The sequence below is a fragment of the uncultured Microbulbifer sp. genome (assembly GCF_947498635.1).
Taxonomy (GTDB): Bacteria; Pseudomonadota; Gammaproteobacteria; order Pseudomonadales; family Cellvibrionaceae; genus Microbulbifer; species Microbulbifer echini.
The window spans coordinates 1-16,706 of sequence record NZ_CANMKV010000006.1; the positions used below are offsets into that span (position 1 = coordinate 1).

The 16,706-nt window shown below is 36.9% G+C and carries 20 protein-coding genes; all 20 read left to right on the forward strand.

All coding sequences use genetic code 11. The annotated features are described in order from the left end of the window. Positions 1–480: 480 nt before the first annotated feature. Positions 481–1,623 carry a tetratricopeptide repeat protein gene (locus Q1A69_RS04245; RefSeq protein WP_299581591.1) on the forward strand — a complete coding sequence of 381 codons (1,143 nt, stop codon included), beginning with the start codon at positions 481–483 and terminating at the stop codon, positions 1,621–1,623. A 69-nt stretch (positions 1,624–1,692) separates the two neighbouring features. After that, positions 1,693–1,935, forward strand: coding sequence for a flagellar biosynthetic protein FliQ (locus tag Q1A69_RS20330; protein WP_366525548.1), 243 nt, complete (start codon positions 1,693–1,695; stop codon positions 1,933–1,935). Continuing rightward, positions 1,935–2,699: a flagellar biosynthetic protein FliR gene (gene fliR / locus Q1A69_RS04250; RefSeq protein ID WP_299581593.1), complete on the forward strand. Its 765-nt coding sequence runs from the start codon at positions 1,935–1,937 to the stop codon at positions 2,697–2,699. The genes Q1A69_RS20330 and fliR overlap by 1 nt, the downstream gene beginning before the upstream one ends. After that, positions 2,699–3,757 carry a flagellar biosynthesis protein FlhB gene (flhB, locus tag Q1A69_RS04255; RefSeq protein WP_299581596.1) on the forward strand — a complete coding sequence of 353 codons (1,059 nt, stop codon included), beginning with the start codon at positions 2,699–2,701 and terminating at the stop codon, positions 3,755–3,757. Before fliR ends, flhB begins: the two co-directional genes overlap by 1 nt. A gap of 40 nt (positions 3,758–3,797) precedes the next feature. After that, on the forward strand, positions 3,798–5,876 hold the full coding sequence (locus Q1A69_RS04260) for a flagellar biosynthesis protein FlhA (protein WP_299581598.1): 2,079 nt from the start codon (positions 3,798–3,800) through the stop codon (positions 5,874–5,876). Then, positions 5,876–6,592: a flagellar hook-basal body complex protein gene (locus Q1A69_RS04265; protein WP_299581600.1), complete on the forward strand. Its 717-nt coding sequence runs from the start codon at positions 5,876–5,878 to the stop codon at positions 6,590–6,592. The genes Q1A69_RS04260 and Q1A69_RS04265 overlap by 1 nt, the downstream gene beginning before the upstream one ends. Positions 6,593–6,625: 33 nt before the next feature. Beyond that, positions 6,626–7,390, forward strand: coding sequence for a flagellar hook-basal body complex protein (locus Q1A69_RS04270; protein WP_299581602.1), 765 nt, complete (start codon positions 6,626–6,628; stop codon positions 7,388–7,390). Between the two features lies 1 nt (position 7,391). Then, positions 7,392–8,345, forward strand: coding sequence for a flagellar basal body P-ring formation chaperone FlgA (flgA, locus tag Q1A69_RS04275; protein ID WP_299581604.1), 954 nt, complete (start codon positions 7,392–7,394; stop codon positions 8,343–8,345). Then, positions 8,342–9,010, forward strand: a complete 669-nt coding sequence (locus Q1A69_RS04280; protein WP_299581607.1) for a flagellar basal body L-ring protein FlgH — start codon at positions 8,342–8,344, stop codon at positions 9,008–9,010. Before flgA ends, Q1A69_RS04280 begins: the two co-directional genes overlap by 4 nt. Then, positions 8,991–10,172: a flagellar basal body P-ring protein FlgI gene (locus tag Q1A69_RS04285; RefSeq protein ID WP_299581610.1), complete on the forward strand. Its 1,182-nt coding sequence runs from the start codon at positions 8,991–8,993 to the stop codon at positions 10,170–10,172. Before Q1A69_RS04280 ends, Q1A69_RS04285 begins: the two co-directional genes overlap by 20 nt. A 12-nt stretch (positions 10,173–10,184) precedes the next feature. Next, the gene (locus tag Q1A69_RS04290; protein WP_299581613.1) at positions 10,185–10,562 is read left to right on the forward strand and encodes a flagellar basal body protein; all 378 of its coding nucleotides are present in this window, start codon (positions 10,185–10,187) and stop codon (positions 10,560–10,562) included. After that, on the forward strand, positions 10,562–10,963 hold the full coding sequence (gene flgC / locus Q1A69_RS04295; RefSeq protein WP_299581616.1) for a flagellar basal body rod protein FlgC: 402 nt from the start codon (positions 10,562–10,564) through the stop codon (positions 10,961–10,963). The genes Q1A69_RS04290 and flgC overlap by 1 nt, the downstream gene beginning before the upstream one ends. Beyond that, positions 10,960–11,253 carry a flagellar hook-basal body complex protein FliE gene (gene fliE / locus Q1A69_RS04300; protein WP_299581619.1) on the forward strand — a complete coding sequence of 98 codons (294 nt, stop codon included), beginning with the start codon at positions 10,960–10,962 and terminating at the stop codon, positions 11,251–11,253. The genes flgC and fliE overlap by 4 nt, the downstream gene beginning before the upstream one ends. Before the next feature lie 13 nt (positions 11,254–11,266). Continuing rightward, positions 11,267–12,685 carry a flagellar basal-body MS-ring/collar protein FliF gene (fliF, locus tag Q1A69_RS04305; RefSeq protein ID WP_299581622.1) on the forward strand — a complete coding sequence of 473 codons (1,419 nt, stop codon included), beginning with the start codon at positions 11,267–11,269 and terminating at the stop codon, positions 12,683–12,685. Next, positions 12,648–13,043, forward strand: a complete 396-nt coding sequence (locus Q1A69_RS04310; protein WP_299581626.1) for a hypothetical protein — start codon at positions 12,648–12,650, stop codon at positions 13,041–13,043. Before fliF ends, Q1A69_RS04310 begins: the two co-directional genes overlap by 38 nt. A 5-nt stretch (positions 13,044–13,048) precedes the next feature. Next, entirely contained in the window at positions 13,049–13,831 is a 783-nt protein-coding gene (locus Q1A69_RS04315; RefSeq protein WP_299581629.1) for a hypothetical protein, read from the forward strand. 9 nt (positions 13,832–13,840) lie between these two features. After that, positions 13,841–15,181: a FliI/YscN family ATPase gene (locus Q1A69_RS04320; protein ID WP_299581632.1), complete on the forward strand. Its 1,341-nt coding sequence runs from the start codon at positions 13,841–13,843 to the stop codon at positions 15,179–15,181. A 73-nt stretch (positions 15,182–15,254) separates the two neighbouring features. Beyond that, a complete protein-coding gene (locus Q1A69_RS04325; protein ID WP_299581634.1) occupies positions 15,255–15,659 on the forward strand; it encodes a hypothetical protein in 405 nt (134 codons plus the stop codon). 7 nt (positions 15,660–15,666) lie between these two features. Beyond that, the gene (locus Q1A69_RS04330) at positions 15,667–16,302 is read left to right on the forward strand and encodes a hypothetical protein (protein ID WP_299581637.1); all 636 of its coding nucleotides are present in this window, start codon (positions 15,667–15,669) and stop codon (positions 16,300–16,302) included. Further along, positions 16,292–16,702, forward strand: coding sequence for a flagellar hook capping FlgD N-terminal domain-containing protein (locus Q1A69_RS04335; RefSeq protein ID WP_299581640.1), 411 nt, complete (start codon positions 16,292–16,294; stop codon positions 16,700–16,702). Before Q1A69_RS04330 ends, Q1A69_RS04335 begins: the two co-directional genes overlap by 11 nt. The last annotated feature ends 4 nt before the right edge of the window (positions 16,703–16,706 follow it).

The following is a 16,706-nucleotide window of genomic DNA, read 5'->3' on the forward strand; positions in this document are numbered from 1 at the left end:
CGTCAGCCGAAATGTGATAATCGATCGTAAATAAATCGGTTTCGGGCTGGGAAATATATGCCGAGCTATAGCTGGCTCACACGATTGATTCTGTTGAAACTCAGCTTAACGGAGTTTAAAAATTAAGGTCGATATGGGGCTTGGCGGCATAAAATTTCAAGAATTGTTACAAAAAGTCCAAGTGTCACAAAAGACAGTTGTGAATGCTTGACTTTTCGGCCCTCAGTGAGTCGAGGCAATTCGTAATTGTCGAAATTATTTTTTTATCGAGGGTTGTAAACATAATTTTAATCGAAAAAAAATTATGAATCCCATTGGTTTTGTACAAAAAATGGACAATTCGTGAGGGAGAGGGTCCGTAAATGCCGCTAACAAACAATTTGTAATGCCGCGTTATTAAAAAAATATCTAGGTTTGATAAGTCTATGATACATTACGCCGCCAAAAAGTTGCCGGCGGCTATTTTCAGGAAGTGAAACGATGGAAGACTTGAAGAGTAAGATCGAGAAACTTGCTTCTTTTCTTAAAGTAGACAAACAAAATCGCCGCCTGCTGATCGATTTGGTAGAGACCTGTTTGAGAGCCGGTGAATTAGAAAAAGCCGAGTATTATCTGGAACAAGGCCTAAGCCACTGGGCAGAAGATCCCTCACTGTTATTCCAACGAGGTATGTTGTGCTTATACAAAGGTGAGTACAGCGCTGCAGTTGATGAGTTTTCTTCTCAAATAGGTACTGAAGCTCCTCAGGATGTTGTGATATATAACATTGCTTGGGCTCAGTTGGCCTTACAGCAACCACAAAACGCACTAAATACCCTAGAAGGACTGGAAACATTATCGCCAAGGAGCGCTTTGCTCAAGGCGCGTGGTCTGCATTATCTGGGACGTATGCAGGAGGCTGAAGAGCTTCTTTCTGTTGCTGTAGCAAGTGAGGAAACTGCTCTGGAGGCAGAGTCTGTGTTGGCCCTGGTTGCCTTGGATCAGGAGGATAGCGAGGTTGCCCGTGTCAAAGCCGAAGCAATTTTAGCCAAGGCACCTAGAAATGTCGAAGCCAACGTGATCATTGGAACCCTTAACTTAGGGGAGGGCAACTTACAGTCAGCAGAGAACCATTTTGAGGTTGCTTTGGCTGAAAAACCCTCTAGTGGTAGGGGGTGGCTGGGTGAAGGCTTGCTCGAACTACTTCGCGGTGAGTTCTCACACGCAATAAGCAGCCTACAGAAAGCCGTTGAAAATATGCCAACACATTTAGGCAGCTATAATGCCTTGGCCTGGGCTTATATCTGTAATGGGGATTTGCCGGGTGCAGAAAAAATCGCCTTGCAAGCTAAGGAGCTGGAGCCAAGATTCTCTGAAACCCTGGGTACACTGGCAATCATATATCTTCTCAAAGGCAAAAAAAGTAATGCGGCGGTCCAAGCTAAGATGGCAAATCGACTTAGTGCCAATTCCTTTGCCGGGCGATTTGCTTTAGCACTTTTGGAGTCAGATTCAGGCAAGCAAGAGAATGCTGAAAGAATGATGACACAAATACTGAATAGTGAAATCAATAAACACGGAGAGCTGTTGGTGAATTCACTTTCACGTTATCAGAATCTAACGGAATTAAAAAAGGAAGATTAAAATTGGACACTCAAGTTAATTGATTTAGCTATATTTATAAAGATTATGACACCAGAAGTTGCACTCGAGATGGTTAGAGAGATGTTGGCTACAGCTGGAATTGTGTCATCTCCAATACTTGGTACTGCTCTAGTGGTTGGAATGTTAGTTAGTGTATTCCAGGTGGTAACCCAAATACAGGAAATGACGCTAACTTTCGTACCTAAAATGCTAAGTATTATTGGTGTGATATTTATCTTTGGTACATGGATGCTAGGTACCATTGTAGTTTATACGGAGGGAATGTTTCGCCGGATTGTTGAGTTGATGTAATGTCAATACAAGTGGGATTTGAATTTGTTATAAGCATACTACTTGTTGCTACTCGGATCGCCCCCGTGTTTTTGGCATTCCCACTGCAATCCGTTATTAGCCTGCCAGTTAGGGTCAGATTATTTCTGGTTATTGCAATCTCCGTTGTTATTGCCCCATTTGTAGTAAATGCTGATATTCAATTCAGTAATAGCTATGAGTTAATTCTATTAATAACTAAAGAATTACTAGTAGGAATAGCATTGTCAGCAGTTTTAATGGCTGCAATGACTGCTTTCTTAATTGCTGGAAGGCTAATTGACTTTCAAATGGGAATTGGTGCTGCGACGCTTTTAAACCCACAGTCAAATACACAAAATTCTCTTATAGGTACATTGCTGACATTACTCGGCACCACAATCTTTTTCTTAATTGATGGTCATCACGCACTCATTAGAGGCATTTTGCACTCATTTCAATTAGTACCGATAGGTGCCGCAGTCGTTAAAGATAGTTTATTGGATGCGTTTGTGGCTTCAGGAATGATGTTTATATATGGAGCAATTCTTGCAGCTCCAGTATTGCTTGGATTGTTTCTGGTGGATTTTATTGTGGCAGTTTTTGCACGTACCATGCCGCAGGTAAATCCATACTTTGTTGGACTACCATTGAAAATATTTCTAGGAATATCACTTCTCACAGCCTCCTTAAGCTACTTGATGTCACCAATTACGGCGATATTTGAATCAATATTTCGGGGTTGGGAACAGGTTCTGGTGCATTAATGGCTAGTAATAGTAGTTCTGAAAAAACTGAACCAGCCTCTCCTTTTAAGCTTAAAGAGGCAAAAAAGCGTGGACAAGTTGCTAAAAGCTTAGAGGTGATATCTCTTTTTACTTTAGTGGGGTTCTTATTGTTGATAGTGGGCATGGGGAATGAATTAGCCTCCCAGCTTCTAAAGAATTTAGCTGAAATGTTAGATTTTTCGGAAGTGATAAAATATAGCAATAAAGATATAACTGGCTGGGTTTCCATTCAAGCACAAAAGTCATTGTATATCATTATACCGGTTATGATGTTATCTGTTGTATTTGCTGCTTTAGGTAATTTAATTCAGACGGGATTTATTTTTTCGGCAAGTCCATTAAAGCCAAGCTTCGATAAATTAAATCCAATCAGTGGTCTTAAAAAAATGTTTTCTCTGAAAACAATATTCGATTTATTTAAGACAATAATAAAGATCGCTGTATTGATTGGGTTTTTGTATTTCTTTATTAATAGTTCACTAACAAGATGGCTCTCTTTAGCTAATCACGATCCAAGCTCAGCTATAACCGTATTTATTGAGTCACTAATAGAGGTGCTGGCAATATTAATACCTTTAATTGCCGCGATAGCACTGTTAGATCTGTTGTTTACAAGAAAAAGCTTTTTGAAGCAGATGAAAATGACCAAACAAGAGGTAAAAGATGAAATTAAGCGTCGCGATGGTGACCCCAAAATAAAACAAAAGATAAAAGAGCTTCAACAGGAGTTAAGAAGCAAGAGTTCCGGTCTTGGAAGTGTTCCATCTGCAGATGTTATTGTAACTAATCCAACTCATATTTCGGTAGCGCTTAAATATACAGAAGCAACAATGCTGGCCCCTAAAGTTATAGCAAAAGGAAAAGGGGAAACTGCCTTGGTAATACGAGAAATTGCCCGAAAGCATAATATCAGAATAACCCAAAGCCCCCCATTAGCAAGGATGCTTTATAAGAAATCAAAGATTGATAGCTATATACCTGTGGAGAGCTATGTGGCAGTCGCGAAATTGTTTGGTGAATTAAGAAAAAAATCATAGCTCTGTACGCTATAAGAAAGTAATACCTAGGATACCCTCAATGCTTGAGAGAATGTTCGGAACAAAGAGTGAGGTAGTCCTCGTCTTAGGGGTTATTGGAATACTGATTGTGCTATTTGCACCTATTCCATCTGAAATCCTGGATTTCCTTTTGTTGTTTAATCTAAGCACGGCTTTATTAATACTCCTTCTAACGTTTTATATGGATAGGCCCGTAGAATTTTCTACCTTTCCTGCAATATTACTGATAGCAACATTGCTAAGACTTGCGCTAAATATTGCCGCCACTAGATTAATCTTAAGTAATGGAGATGCCGGAGAAGTCATTGGGGCGGTTGGTGAATATGTAGTTGGTGGGAACTATATTGTTGGACTTGTTGTATTTTTTATTCTCATTGTTGTTCAGTTTATAGTTGTTACCAGCGGTGCTCAAAGGGTAGCAGAAGTTGCAGCTAGGTTTACTTTAGACAGTATGCCTGGCAAGCAAATGAGTATTGACGCAGATCTTAACATGGGCTTAATTGATGAAAAAGAAGCTCAAAAAAGAAGAAAAGAAATTGAGCGTGAGGCAAATTTCTATGGATCGATGGATGGTGCAAGCAAATTTGTTAAAGGAGATGCGGTTGCCGGAATAATTATTATTCTAATAGATATTATAGGTGGCCTGACAGTAGGAATCGCACAGTTAGGAATGAGCTGGGGCAATGCACTCCATACCTATACGTTGATGACGGTAGGGGATGGTATTGTGACTCAAATTCCAGCGTTAATTATCTCTACAGCAACAGGGATTATTATAACCCGAGCATCAAGCGATTCCTTCTTAGGGAATGAAATTTCCAAGCAAATTAGCCGTTATCCAAAGAGTTTAGTGTTAGTTTGTATTGCATTAGCATGTTTTTCAATTTTACCGGGCATCCCACTTTGGCCTATAGCTTTCCTCCTAGCAATCTTTATTCCAACATTGGTAATAATTTTCAAGAACAAACAATTTGATCCAGATAAGGAAGAAACAACCAACAAACAGGAAGAGGAAGAAGATAGAAATGAAAGCCAGGGATATCATGATATTGTTGTAGAACCGCTAGAAATAATAGCAGGGGATGAGCTGGGTGAATATTTATCCAAAGATACAATATTCCTTGAGAAAATAAGAGGGTTTAGAGCGCAGTATACACAAGAGATTGGTGTAGTAGTGCCTTCCTTAAAGATTTCTATTTCGCCAAAAATGGAATCAAGTGCTTATGAAATAAGATTGTTTGGTTCAAGAATCACAAAATCTGAATGCTATACAGATAAATGGCTAGGAATAAGTACAAGTAATATTATTAGCATTGACGGCATAAAAACAAAAGATCCTTCATATGGGTTGCCAGCAGTATGGATTAATACTGAACAAAAAGATCAAGCCAAAGAAAGCGGCCTGACTGTTGTGGACCCTATTACCGTGATATTTACTCACTTTAGTGAGATCATCAGAAAACATTCTGATGAGCTTATCACCCGTAAAGAGACAGAAATGCTTTTATCCAAAGTTAAGATGTCTCAGCCTGGCTTATACGATGAGCTAATTCCTGATAATTTGTCGCTAAGTGATATTCAAAAAATTCTTAAACTGCTTCTTAAAGAAAAAGTCCCAATTAAAAATGTAGAACTAATTGTAGAGTCATTGGTTGATAAATCTAGAACAATAAAAGAAACCCAGTTGTTGGTTGAATTGGTCCGTCAACAATTAGGAAGGATTATATGCGAGCCTTTACTGGATGACGAAGGTGTGCTGCAGGTACTAACGTTAGAGCCTAGGCTTGAACGAAATTTAGCAGCAGGTATTGGTAGTGATGATGGTTTGAGCAGTATGAATGTCGATCCTAGAATAATTGAAAAATTTACTATGAGTATTGCAAAGTCAGCTGAACAAATGATTAACTCAGGAAGTAAGCCGGTCTTATTATGTTCTGGTAAATTGAGGGCCCATTTACGACAACTGATAGAAAGATTTATGCCGCATATGTCTGTTATTTCCTTAAATGAAGTTCCAGGCAATATCCAAGTAAATTCATTTGCAATCGTAAAAATAAATCAAGATGAGTTAGTTAAAAGAGAGCCAGTTGTAGCCTAATGGATGGAATCAATTCAATTATAAAAGCGATGCAAACAGACCTGAGAAAACTTAATGTTATAGGTCATAATTTAGCAAATGTTGATACCAATGCTTTTAAGCGTATTGTGGAGAATCTAAAAACACAAAATCTAGAGAAAGTTGATAATGCAGCAATCCGTTCGGAAAGAAAAAGAGTAAATTTAGATGTTCTCTCTCATATTGATAATTCCAACGGAGCATTAAAGCATACTGGTAGAGAGTTAAATATTGCCATCGAAGGTGACGGGTATTTTCAGATTCGTGATCAAGTAGGAACGTGGTTAACACGAAAAGGAGAGCTGAAGATCGATAGTGATGGATTTCTTACTTTACTTGATGGTTCAAAGTTGCAAGGTATTGATGGCGATATTCAAGTTCAGCCTGGAACTATTCATGTTAAAAATAATGGAGAGATTTATCAATCTGACCAGCAAGCAATTGCAAAAATAGCAATTTTTAATGCTCCGGATCAAACCCTAGTAGAAAGAGGAGCAGGAAAATATGCAAGTTCTTCGATATCTATTATTGAGCAACCTTCTATCAGACAAAAATTTTTAGAAACTTCAAATGTAAATCATTTGCAAGAAATGGTTAATTTGGTTGAGCTCACTAGACACTTTGAGGGTAGCCAACAGATCCTACAAGGGTACAGTACTATGATGGAAGAACTTATATCAAAAGTTGGAAGGGTCTAATAAATATAGCATTTAAAATTTGCGGGGTTAATAATGATTGATGCACTTTATATTGCAGCTACTGGAATGCGAGCAGAGGCTGCACAAATTGACGCTATATCAAATAATATGGCAAATTTAAACACACCTGCGTATAAAAGGCAGGGTGTGAACTTTGAAAGCTTAATTTATCAAGCAGAAAAAACGGGATCGCTAAATAATCAGCTTCAATCTCAGGGGATGGGATCTGCAGCTACTAAAATTACCAGGTTTTACGAACAGGGCGATTTGAAAGTATCGAATGATAAATTAGATATAGCCATATCAGGAAAGGGATTCTTTGAAGTTGAACTTCCAAGTGGGTCTCTAGCATATACTAGAGTAGGTGATTTTAAACTTGATGAAAATGGTTTCCTAACGACAGATAATGGATATTTATTAGCAGATCGAATTCAGGTGCCTACAGATGCAATTGAGATCAATATCTCCGAATCAGGTAAGGTTTCTGCTCGTCTAGCAAATAACTCAGAAGAATCATTGGGGCAGATATCACTTGCAGGATTTATGGCAGAGCAAGACTTGGATGTCATTACTGGTGGTTTATATGCAGCAAATGATGTTTCAGGACAAGCTTATTATTCTGAGCCAGGAGAAAATGGATTAGGCTTAGTGCGACAGGGTTATATTGAATCCTCAAATGTTGACTTGGTTGAAGAAATGTTGAGCTTAACAATGGCACAACGTGCCTATGAAGGAAGCTCACAAGTCATTCGTGCCGCAGATGAAATAATGAAAATTAACAACTCACTAAGAATATAAAATGTTGGTGAAGCAGTATAAATTTTTGATAATTTTCCTTATAACTGCTTCATCGGTAACTGCAGAAGAGGTTAAATTTAAACTATACCCAATCGTTAACCAGGAAACTGATACAGTTTATGTTAGTAGCCTTGGGAAGGCCAAGCCTAAGTTAAATGAGGATTATAGAATAACTATTCCTGATGCTATAAAACTTGAAGCTACTAAGAAAGGATATTGGGTAAATAAATCTGACCTTTCCTCACTAATAAATAACTTATATCCTAAAGAAAAGATAAAAATACTAGGTCCACAAAGGATTAAAGTTCGATGTCCAATGTTGCGGGTAGACAAGACCTTAATATTATCAAATATTGAAGAGTTATATAGAAAAAAAATTATAGCTGGGGATGATATAGCTGTTGATTCTATTGATACCTTACCAAAAGTTAATTTATGTGTAAGACCTGGCAAAACTCTAGTAAAGAGATTCTCTAACGGGAAAATACGCTCCAGAGAGGCTGTAAATATTACATTTGAGTCGGAGGGTAAAGTTGTTAGTAGTTTCCCGCTGTGGCTATCACTTTCTCATCAAAGCAAGGCGCTTATTTCTATTGATCAATATAAAAAAGGCACTTTATCTAATAAAATTAGGGTTACGCAAAGACAAACGGATGTCGCCAAATTAAATGAAAATATCATAAGTGAGATTCCATCTGGAATGCGCCTTAAGAAAAATTTAAGTCCCGATGAAGTGATTACAGTTGGAATGTTTGAAGCGGTACCCGAGGTGGAAATAGGTAGTCAGGTAAAAATTGTATCCATCGTAAATGCTGTCAGAGTGATCACTACAGGAGTTGCTTTATCAGATGGGAAAATAGGAGATTTGGTTTCAGTAAAATTAAAAAATGGTAAAAGTATGTTCAAGGCAGAGGTTTTACAAAAGGGTGAAGTAGTTGTTAGGGGGGGAATATGAGGATAACTCTAAAATTTATTTTATCAATTTTCCATATAATATTTTTCATTTCAACTAACGCATATTCTGAATCACTTTTTAGTGATGAATCATTTGTACCCTTAATAGCAGATTATCGGGCAGTTGCAGTTGGCGACAATGTTACAATTGTAATTGTCGAGTCCTCGCGTGCTAGAGCGAATGATGGTAGTAGTGGATCTGCAACACTATCTGCTACTGCAGCTGGCCAGTTATCAACAACTAGAAGAGAAGAGCTGGGAGGTGCAACATTAGACTTAGGTTTTGGGACTTCACAAGATAGCAGTACAAAAAGGGATGGGTTGCTTAAGGCAGTCCTAACAGCTGATGTTATTGAGATTAGTCCAAATGGAAATCTTCTTCTTCATGGTAAGCAACATTTATTAGTAAATGGAGAGAATCAATATATATCAGTAACTGGTTGGGTGAGTCCATATTATATAGATGAGAACAACACAGTACTTTCTAGCCGACTAAGCCAAACAAAAATCGTTTACTCAGGGAAAGATCCGGACGGAATTAGCTTTTGGAATAAAGTTGCCGGTTTTTTCTGTTGCCCGATGGATATGATATTTGGAGAGAGTGAAAACGAATTGGAAGAATTAGAATCTGAGAGTTATTTAGAAAATGAAGTATTTGATAAGTAGAGGTTTTCATATGAATAGTTTTACATATAAAACACTTTACACAATCTTGATGTTTGTTATTACGGTAACAGCAGTGAATGATGTACTCGCATCTATAAGGCTTAAGGAATTCGCTCGTGTTGAGGGAGTCAGAGATAATGCTTTAGTAGGTTATGGATTAGTTGCAGGACTTGCTGGAACTGGCGACACTCGTCGCTCCGATGCAACAATACAATCAATAGCTAATATATTGGCTCGATTTAATGTTATTGTCGATGAAGAAGAAATCAGTAGCCGCAATGTTGCAGCAGTTATAGTTACAGCTACCCTACCAGCATTTTATCAGCCAGGTGACAAAATTGATATTAACATTGCATCGGTTGGAGATGCTCGAAGCCTAATTGGTGGTACTTTGCTTATGACCCCATTAACAGCGGCAAATGGGGAGATCTATGCATTAGCACAGGGCCCTATTTCTGTAGGGGGTTATTCTTATGGGCTAAATGGCAATATTATACAAAAAAATCATCCAACAGTAGGTGTAATTACAAATGGAGCAACGGTCGAAAAAGCAGTAAACACTCAATTAATTGAAGAGGGGACACTAAGTGTAGTTCTATCGGAACCCGATTTTACAACTGCTGCACGTGTTAAAAAAGCAATACAAAGTGTATTTCCATCACTTAATGTGTCAACACAACATGCCGGAAAAATTTTAATTGATGTACCTTCTAAAATTGATGTGATTGACCTGATAGCTGATATTGAGAACATTAAAATAAAACCGGATAATATCGCTAAGATCATTATTAATGAAAGAACGGGTACTGTGGTTTCAGGCGGATCTGTGGTTATAGATGCAGTCTCTATTTCTCATGGGAACTTAGAGCTAAATATTACAACAGATTATGCTGTTTCACAGCCAAATATTTTTGCTATCGAGTTAAATAAATCTCAAATAACGGATGAAAATGGCCAAGGTATTTCAACTGCTGTCGTACCACAAACAAATCTTAGCGTTAAAGAGCAGTCCTTAGCGGCAGTATCTTTGCCATCAGGAAGTACAGTTAATGATCTTGTTCGTGCTCTTAAGCAGATACATGTTAGCACAAGAGATATGATTGCTATATTACAGGCAATTAAATCTGCGGGAGCTCTACATGCGAAACTTATTATCAATTAACAGAAAATCACAATGATTGATTTAATTAATAGCCTAACTGGCAATCTTTTAGGAAAGTCCTTAGATCGAACTACTATTGAGAATCGTCTAATTGCAAATAACATTGCAAATTTAAACACTGAGGGCTATAGACCACTTACAACTGAGATAGGACAATCATATGTCGATCTCCAAAAGGCCATAGAAATAAAGGATACTGAACGTTTAAATGAAATATCTGAATCATGGAAACCAAACGAAGACGTCAGTGTACACCCATCTTACATAACGGTAAGTCTCGATCAAGAAATGGTAAAGCTGGCAAACAATACCCTGTTATTCCAATCATTGGCTACTGCAAAGTCAAAATTGTCGGACATATTAAAGGTTGCGATTAAGGAGGGGCGATGATGGCTACAGATAGTTTTGCAATTAGCCTGAGTGGTTTAGAGTTACAACGCCTTACCGTTGACACCATAGCGAAAAATATCGCTAACAGCACTAAGACTTTTAGTAATATCAAAGATGTATATAAGCCCCTTGAAGTTATTGCGTCTAATAATAGTAATATACATATGAATGGGATTGAGAATATATCTATAACAGAGCGGAGTATTGATCCAAAGCGTGTTTATGATCCAACCCATCCTTATGCAGATGATGATGGTTTTATATATAAACCCGCAGTAGACAGTGTCGAAGAAATGGTATCATTGATGTCAGCTGTCCGTTCTTACCAGGCAAATATTCAAGCGTTAGAGGCTTCAAAAAAAATTATTCAATGGACAATTGATATGAGCTCAAAATCATGAAGATTGATGCAATAATTCCTTCAGAAAAAATTAAGTCATTAGGTGTTTCTTCAATTTCCAATGAGCCTGAAAATAATCTATACAAGATGATTTCTTCTGAGATTCAGCATGTAAGTCAACAGTATAGAGTAGCTGAAGAGCAAGCATTAACTCTAACAAGTGGAGACTTAGATAATATCCACCAGGTAATGTCAGCTATTAATAAGGCCAAGTTAAGTTTTGAACTGGTTACACAGGTAAGAAATAAATTACTTGAAGGTTATCAGGAAATAATGAAGATGCAGGTATAACGAGAAAAGTTTTATGCGTTTAGATTTAGATTCAAATCTCAAGAAAATATTTTTATTTTTATTTTTATTTATATTTTCTGCTTGCTTGGCTACAATTTTATTTCTCTTGTTTAAAAACAATAAAGAAGTTTTAGTGGGAGATTTGCAAGGAGGTGAAGTTACTACAGTTACAAAAGCATTAATCGATAATAACATTTTGTTCGACCATGATGAAAAAAATGGTGTAGTCCTAGTTCCAGAGGAGAAGCTAGGTGTCGCTAGAATGATCCTTGCAGATAATGGACTGCTAGATTTAGAAAGTATTGGGTTCGAAATATTTGATGACACCTCATATGGATTAACAGAATTTTCACAAAAAATTTATTATCAGCGTGCTCTTCAAGGGGAGCTTGAAAAATCAATAAAGACTCTTGAGGTGGTGCGTAGCGTAAGAGTTCATCTGGTTTTACCTGATTCTTCTTTATTTAAAAAAAATCAAGAAGAAGCCAAGGCTTCTGTAGTTTTGACAATTAAAAATAATTACAACCTTGGTCAAGACAGGGTAATAGGAATTCAAAATCTATTAGCCGCTTCAGTACCTAAACTTAAGCCCGCCAATGTAACAGTTATGGACACAAGTGGCAGGTTACTTTCTAGCACTGAGATGCCTATAGGTGGTGCTTTACAGAAGGTGGAATTCAAGAAGGATATTGAGGGTTACTATACAAAAAAAATTAATGAAATTGTCCTCAAACTCGTTGACGAGAAAAGTGCTGTTGTAGCTGTTAATGTAGTAATTGATTACTCAAAATCAGAGAGCACACTGCAGAATACACTTCCTCTAGTTAACTCAGACTCAGGAGTTTTGGTCAGCAATAAAACAAGCAGAGAATACAATAATAGTAATTCTTCAAAATCTAATGGACGTTTAGGTGGTAGTGGTATTCTGTCAGAGAAAATTGAGAATAACTATCAGTACTCAAGTGAACTCATAAAAAAAGAGGTTAGTCCAGGTAGGGTTAGCAGAATTAGCGTTTCCGTGTTATTAACTAAAGATTTCACTGAAGATCAAATAGGAAAGTTAAACAATTTAATTACAAATGCAGTTGGTTTAGATGCTACAAGAGGTGATCTGATATCTATTGAGATGATCCCTTCTTTGCCGAGTATTTCTACTGAGAAATTAGTTGCTCCCGATGATGATCCATCATTAACTTTACAAGTTAATGATAAACCACTAGTTAACACCCAAAATAGCCCTTCCTGGAAGAGTATTATAGTTGGCGGTGAAAATATCTACCTATATGTAATTCTTTTCTTTTCTTTTGTTGTTTTTTTATTCTTGGTTTTAAGAAGGGGAAGGCTTAAGGCATCAGAAAGGGCAGAAGTTTTGCAGGATATGAGAAATTGGCTCGATGAAAAATCAAATTCCGAAAAAATCAGTATCAAATAAATATACTAAATTGGCAGCAATTAGATACAAATCATTATCTCTTTTCGATCGTATCTGGTTGCGTTTTCAGCTTGGCAGCGAATATAGGCTGCAGCTGAGGGGGGCTTTAAACGAGCTGAAGCTAAAAGGTTTTAATAAAATTAATTATCATGATGTTAAACACCTTCTAATTGAGAAAGATAAAACGCAAATTGAAAGTGATAGCCTCGTAGATAGCCTCGTAGATAGCTCCAATCTTCCGAGCTACATTTCGTTGATAGAAAGTGAAGGGATAAATAATCTGGAGGTTAAATCTGAGGTTACACCACATGTAAAAGAATTGCTCAAGAAGATATCTGCAGAATATATTAAGGGGTAAATTCAGTGTCGGATATAATTCGTCGGCCCAGAATAAATGGAACTCATAAAGTATCATACACTAATTCTGATGTTGCTTCTTCTTTGAAGCCGGATAGAAAAAGTGTAAGGGATATCAATGATGAAAATAATGAGTCTGAAAAAGAAATTAAGCTACTTAAGCAAGAGGTCGCATCCTTAAAGGAGACAATTTCAAAGCGTAACGCAGAGATTAAAAATATACAAAAAAATCTTCGTGAATCGAAAGATTCTTATGAGACTCTAAAAAGTAGCTTTGAGAATAAGATAGATCTAGAAATAAAAAAAGGTTATTCAGAAGGATGGCAACAAGCAAAGAAAGAATATAAGCAGCACTTGGTTGAACACCAGTCCAAACTATCAAGTGAATTTAGTGAGAAAATAAATCTATTGAACAAGCTCTCTGAATCACAGTGGGCAAATGTTACAGAGAAGGCAGTAAGTTTTGCACTGGAAATTTCAGGCAAAGTTTTTGGGTATGAATATATAAAAGAAAATGGACTAAAAGCATTAGTAATAAATTTAATTAATGAAGCGCCAGAAAAAAAATGCATTACCATAAAAGCCTCACCCTTCGATATAGATAGGCTGAAAAAAATACATGGAGAAATCGAAGGAGCAATTGGTGGTAAGGTAAATCTTTCGCCAATCAAAAACTTTAAAAATGGTGAAATATTCGCAGAATGTGACGTTTGTATTCTTGACGGCAGTCTAGATAAGCAACTTATGGTAATTAAAGATACAGTTCTACTTGAGTTTGAAGGTGAGTAGACTGTACTTATGAATTCTGAAATAAATATCATAAATCGAATTAGAGCTGCAAATACTATAGGGAAGTTTGGAAAGCTTATAAGTTTTCATGGAACATTCCTGACTGCCGTAGGGATTGATGTATATATCGGTGATTTCTGTTATATCTATACGGATGACAAAGAATATAAAATCCGTGCTGAGGTGATTGGATTTGATGAAAGAAAAGTAATCCTTATGCCCTTTGATTCACTGAGGGGAGTAAAGCTGGGGAATTTAGTAGAAAGGGCTGAGGGTAAAAATGAATTAACAATTGGTCCTGAACTTATCGGCAGAGTAATGGATCCATTGGGGAAGCCTATTGACTCACTTGGTGAAGTTTCCCCAAATAAAGATAATAGTTTTGATTTATCAACCCTAATCAACCCTTTTGAAAGAAAGAAAATTGACACAATCATTTCAACAAAAATACCAATTGTTGATTCACTCTTAACAATTGGCAAGGGACAAAGGGTTGGAATATTTTCTGGTAGTGGTGTTGGTAAAACAACTCTTATTACTCAATTACTTGAGAATGCTGATTCAGATGTAAATGTTATCGCCCTAATCGGTGAGCGCGGACGTGAAGTAACGGAATTCATAGAGAGTTTTCTTGGAGAGCAGGGCTTAGCAAAGTCTGTAATTATCGTTGCCTCTGCTGACCAACCACCTTTAAGTAGAGTCTATGCGGCATATACTGCGATAAAGGTAGCGGAATATTTTAGCTATCAGGGAAATGATGTATTGTTGGCCGTGGACTCCATCACTAGACTGGCTATGGCACAGAGAGAGATTGGCTTAGCAAGAGGGGAACCGCCATCTGTTAAAGGCTATACACCATCATGTTACTCTGTTTTACCACATCTTGTCGAAAGGGCTGGAGCATTTAAAAATAGGGGATCAATTACCGCATATTATACCGTCTTGGTCGAAGGCGATGATATGAGTGATCCTATAGCAGATTATATGCGTGGAATTTTAGATGGCCACATAGTATTGGATCGTGATATTGCAGCACAAGGTAAGTACCCTGCAGTTAACTTACGGGAAAGTGTTAGCCGAGTTATGAATTCACTTATAAATGACTCAGAAAAGCTAACCCTTAATTCTATATATAAATATCATTCTTTATACTTTGAGTCGAAATCAATGATTGAAATTGGTGCATATAAAGAGGGCGACAATTTAGAGCTTGACAAAGCAATACATATAGAAAAAAAAATTAATGATTTACTTTATACGGGCAAGCTTATGGAAAGAACTCGGGTCATTCAAGAGCTGTCTCTTATTGTTAAGTCTGCTCACCGGCTAGAAGATAAATCAAACTCTTGAAATCAGAATGATCTCGAAGTTAAGACAATTTAGTGATAAAATACAAGTCTTAGTGACTTACAAGCAAATACTTTTGAATGATAGAGATAAGTTACTTAATCTAATTGCGGACAAAAAAACATACTTGTTGAATTTGGAGTTTGATCTTGATTCCAACTCTAAAGAACTGGCTGAAGTTGAAAATTTTATTTTATCTCAGCATTCAAATAAGAATTTAGATCTTCATTTTCTTAGAGTTCAAGAGAGTTATTTTTTTGGTATGGAAAAGAGCCTTGATGAACTTCGTTCAAAAATTGAGACGTGCAGACTGAATGAATCTGAACTTATGGAGAAATATGTCTCGCTAGAAAAAAAAATTAACGAAATTGAGGGAAAAATTTTTTCTCTAAAGAAAAAGCGAAGTTTCTATCATGGTGTTTATGTGGATCAAGATATAAACAATCTTTATTTGCTTAGAAGCGCATATAAAAAAGGATAATTACATTATGGGCTTTGGGGTGGTTGAGAAAAATACCGGATCGATTGCGAGAGATAGCTACAAAGAAACTCATGAAGATACCAAGGATTTAATGGCCAGAGAGTGGGAAAAGGCATTATTAGCGGCATCAGACTCGTCTAAAAGTTTTAAAAAAAATGAAAATATAGAGAATCAAGTAGAGTTGGTGGAGAATAAAAATCTTCTTTGGGATTTATCATCTGTCCATGAGTTTAAAGTTTGTAGCGATGTCCAGCATAGTTCAGTTATGCAAAATTATTTCAGCGGTTATCCCAAGATACCTGAAAAAGATTCCCTGGTATCGATTAGTTTGAGCAAAAATTTTCCTACAGATATAAATCTAGATTCTGCTAATAAATTTAATGATACAAAAAAATTGCCACTAATAAATAAAACAGAGAGAGCTTTATATCGTGGGCTCAGCAACTCTCTGCCTGATAGAACAATATTATTATTGGTTCGTGGAAAGTTTGGATTGGAGGTTCGTATCCGTGATTATTTTGGAAGTACTGATGAGGTAATACGAACTGCTTTTGAACTATCAAACCGGCTAGGGATTAAGATAGATAAAATAACTATAAATGGTTCTATTATAAAAGAAGAGGTGAGTAGATATGTCTATTGATGCTGTTGGTAGAGTTGCTGGTGAGCAGTCTTTAAACGAGCAAAGTACAGTTAATCTTGATGAATTCATGCGTATCTTTATTACGCAACTGAATTATCAGGACCCGTTAGATCCTGTTGACAACCGTGAATTTCTTACTCAACTGGCTGAATTTTCAAACTTGGAAATTGCGAAATCATCACAAACGAATATTTCTGATTTGTTAAATGTAAATGCAGTGAGCCAGTCTCTCGGTTTATTAGGCAAGACCGTAGAGGTGAGTGGTAGTGGAGGAGCAATTATCGGAAGTGTTACCTCTATTAGGTTTGTTGAAGGGTCGCCCTTACTGTCTTTGACAACATCAACCAATGAAGTTATCACTGATTTATCACCTGCTGAAATAAGGATTATTAGGGAGTAAAATT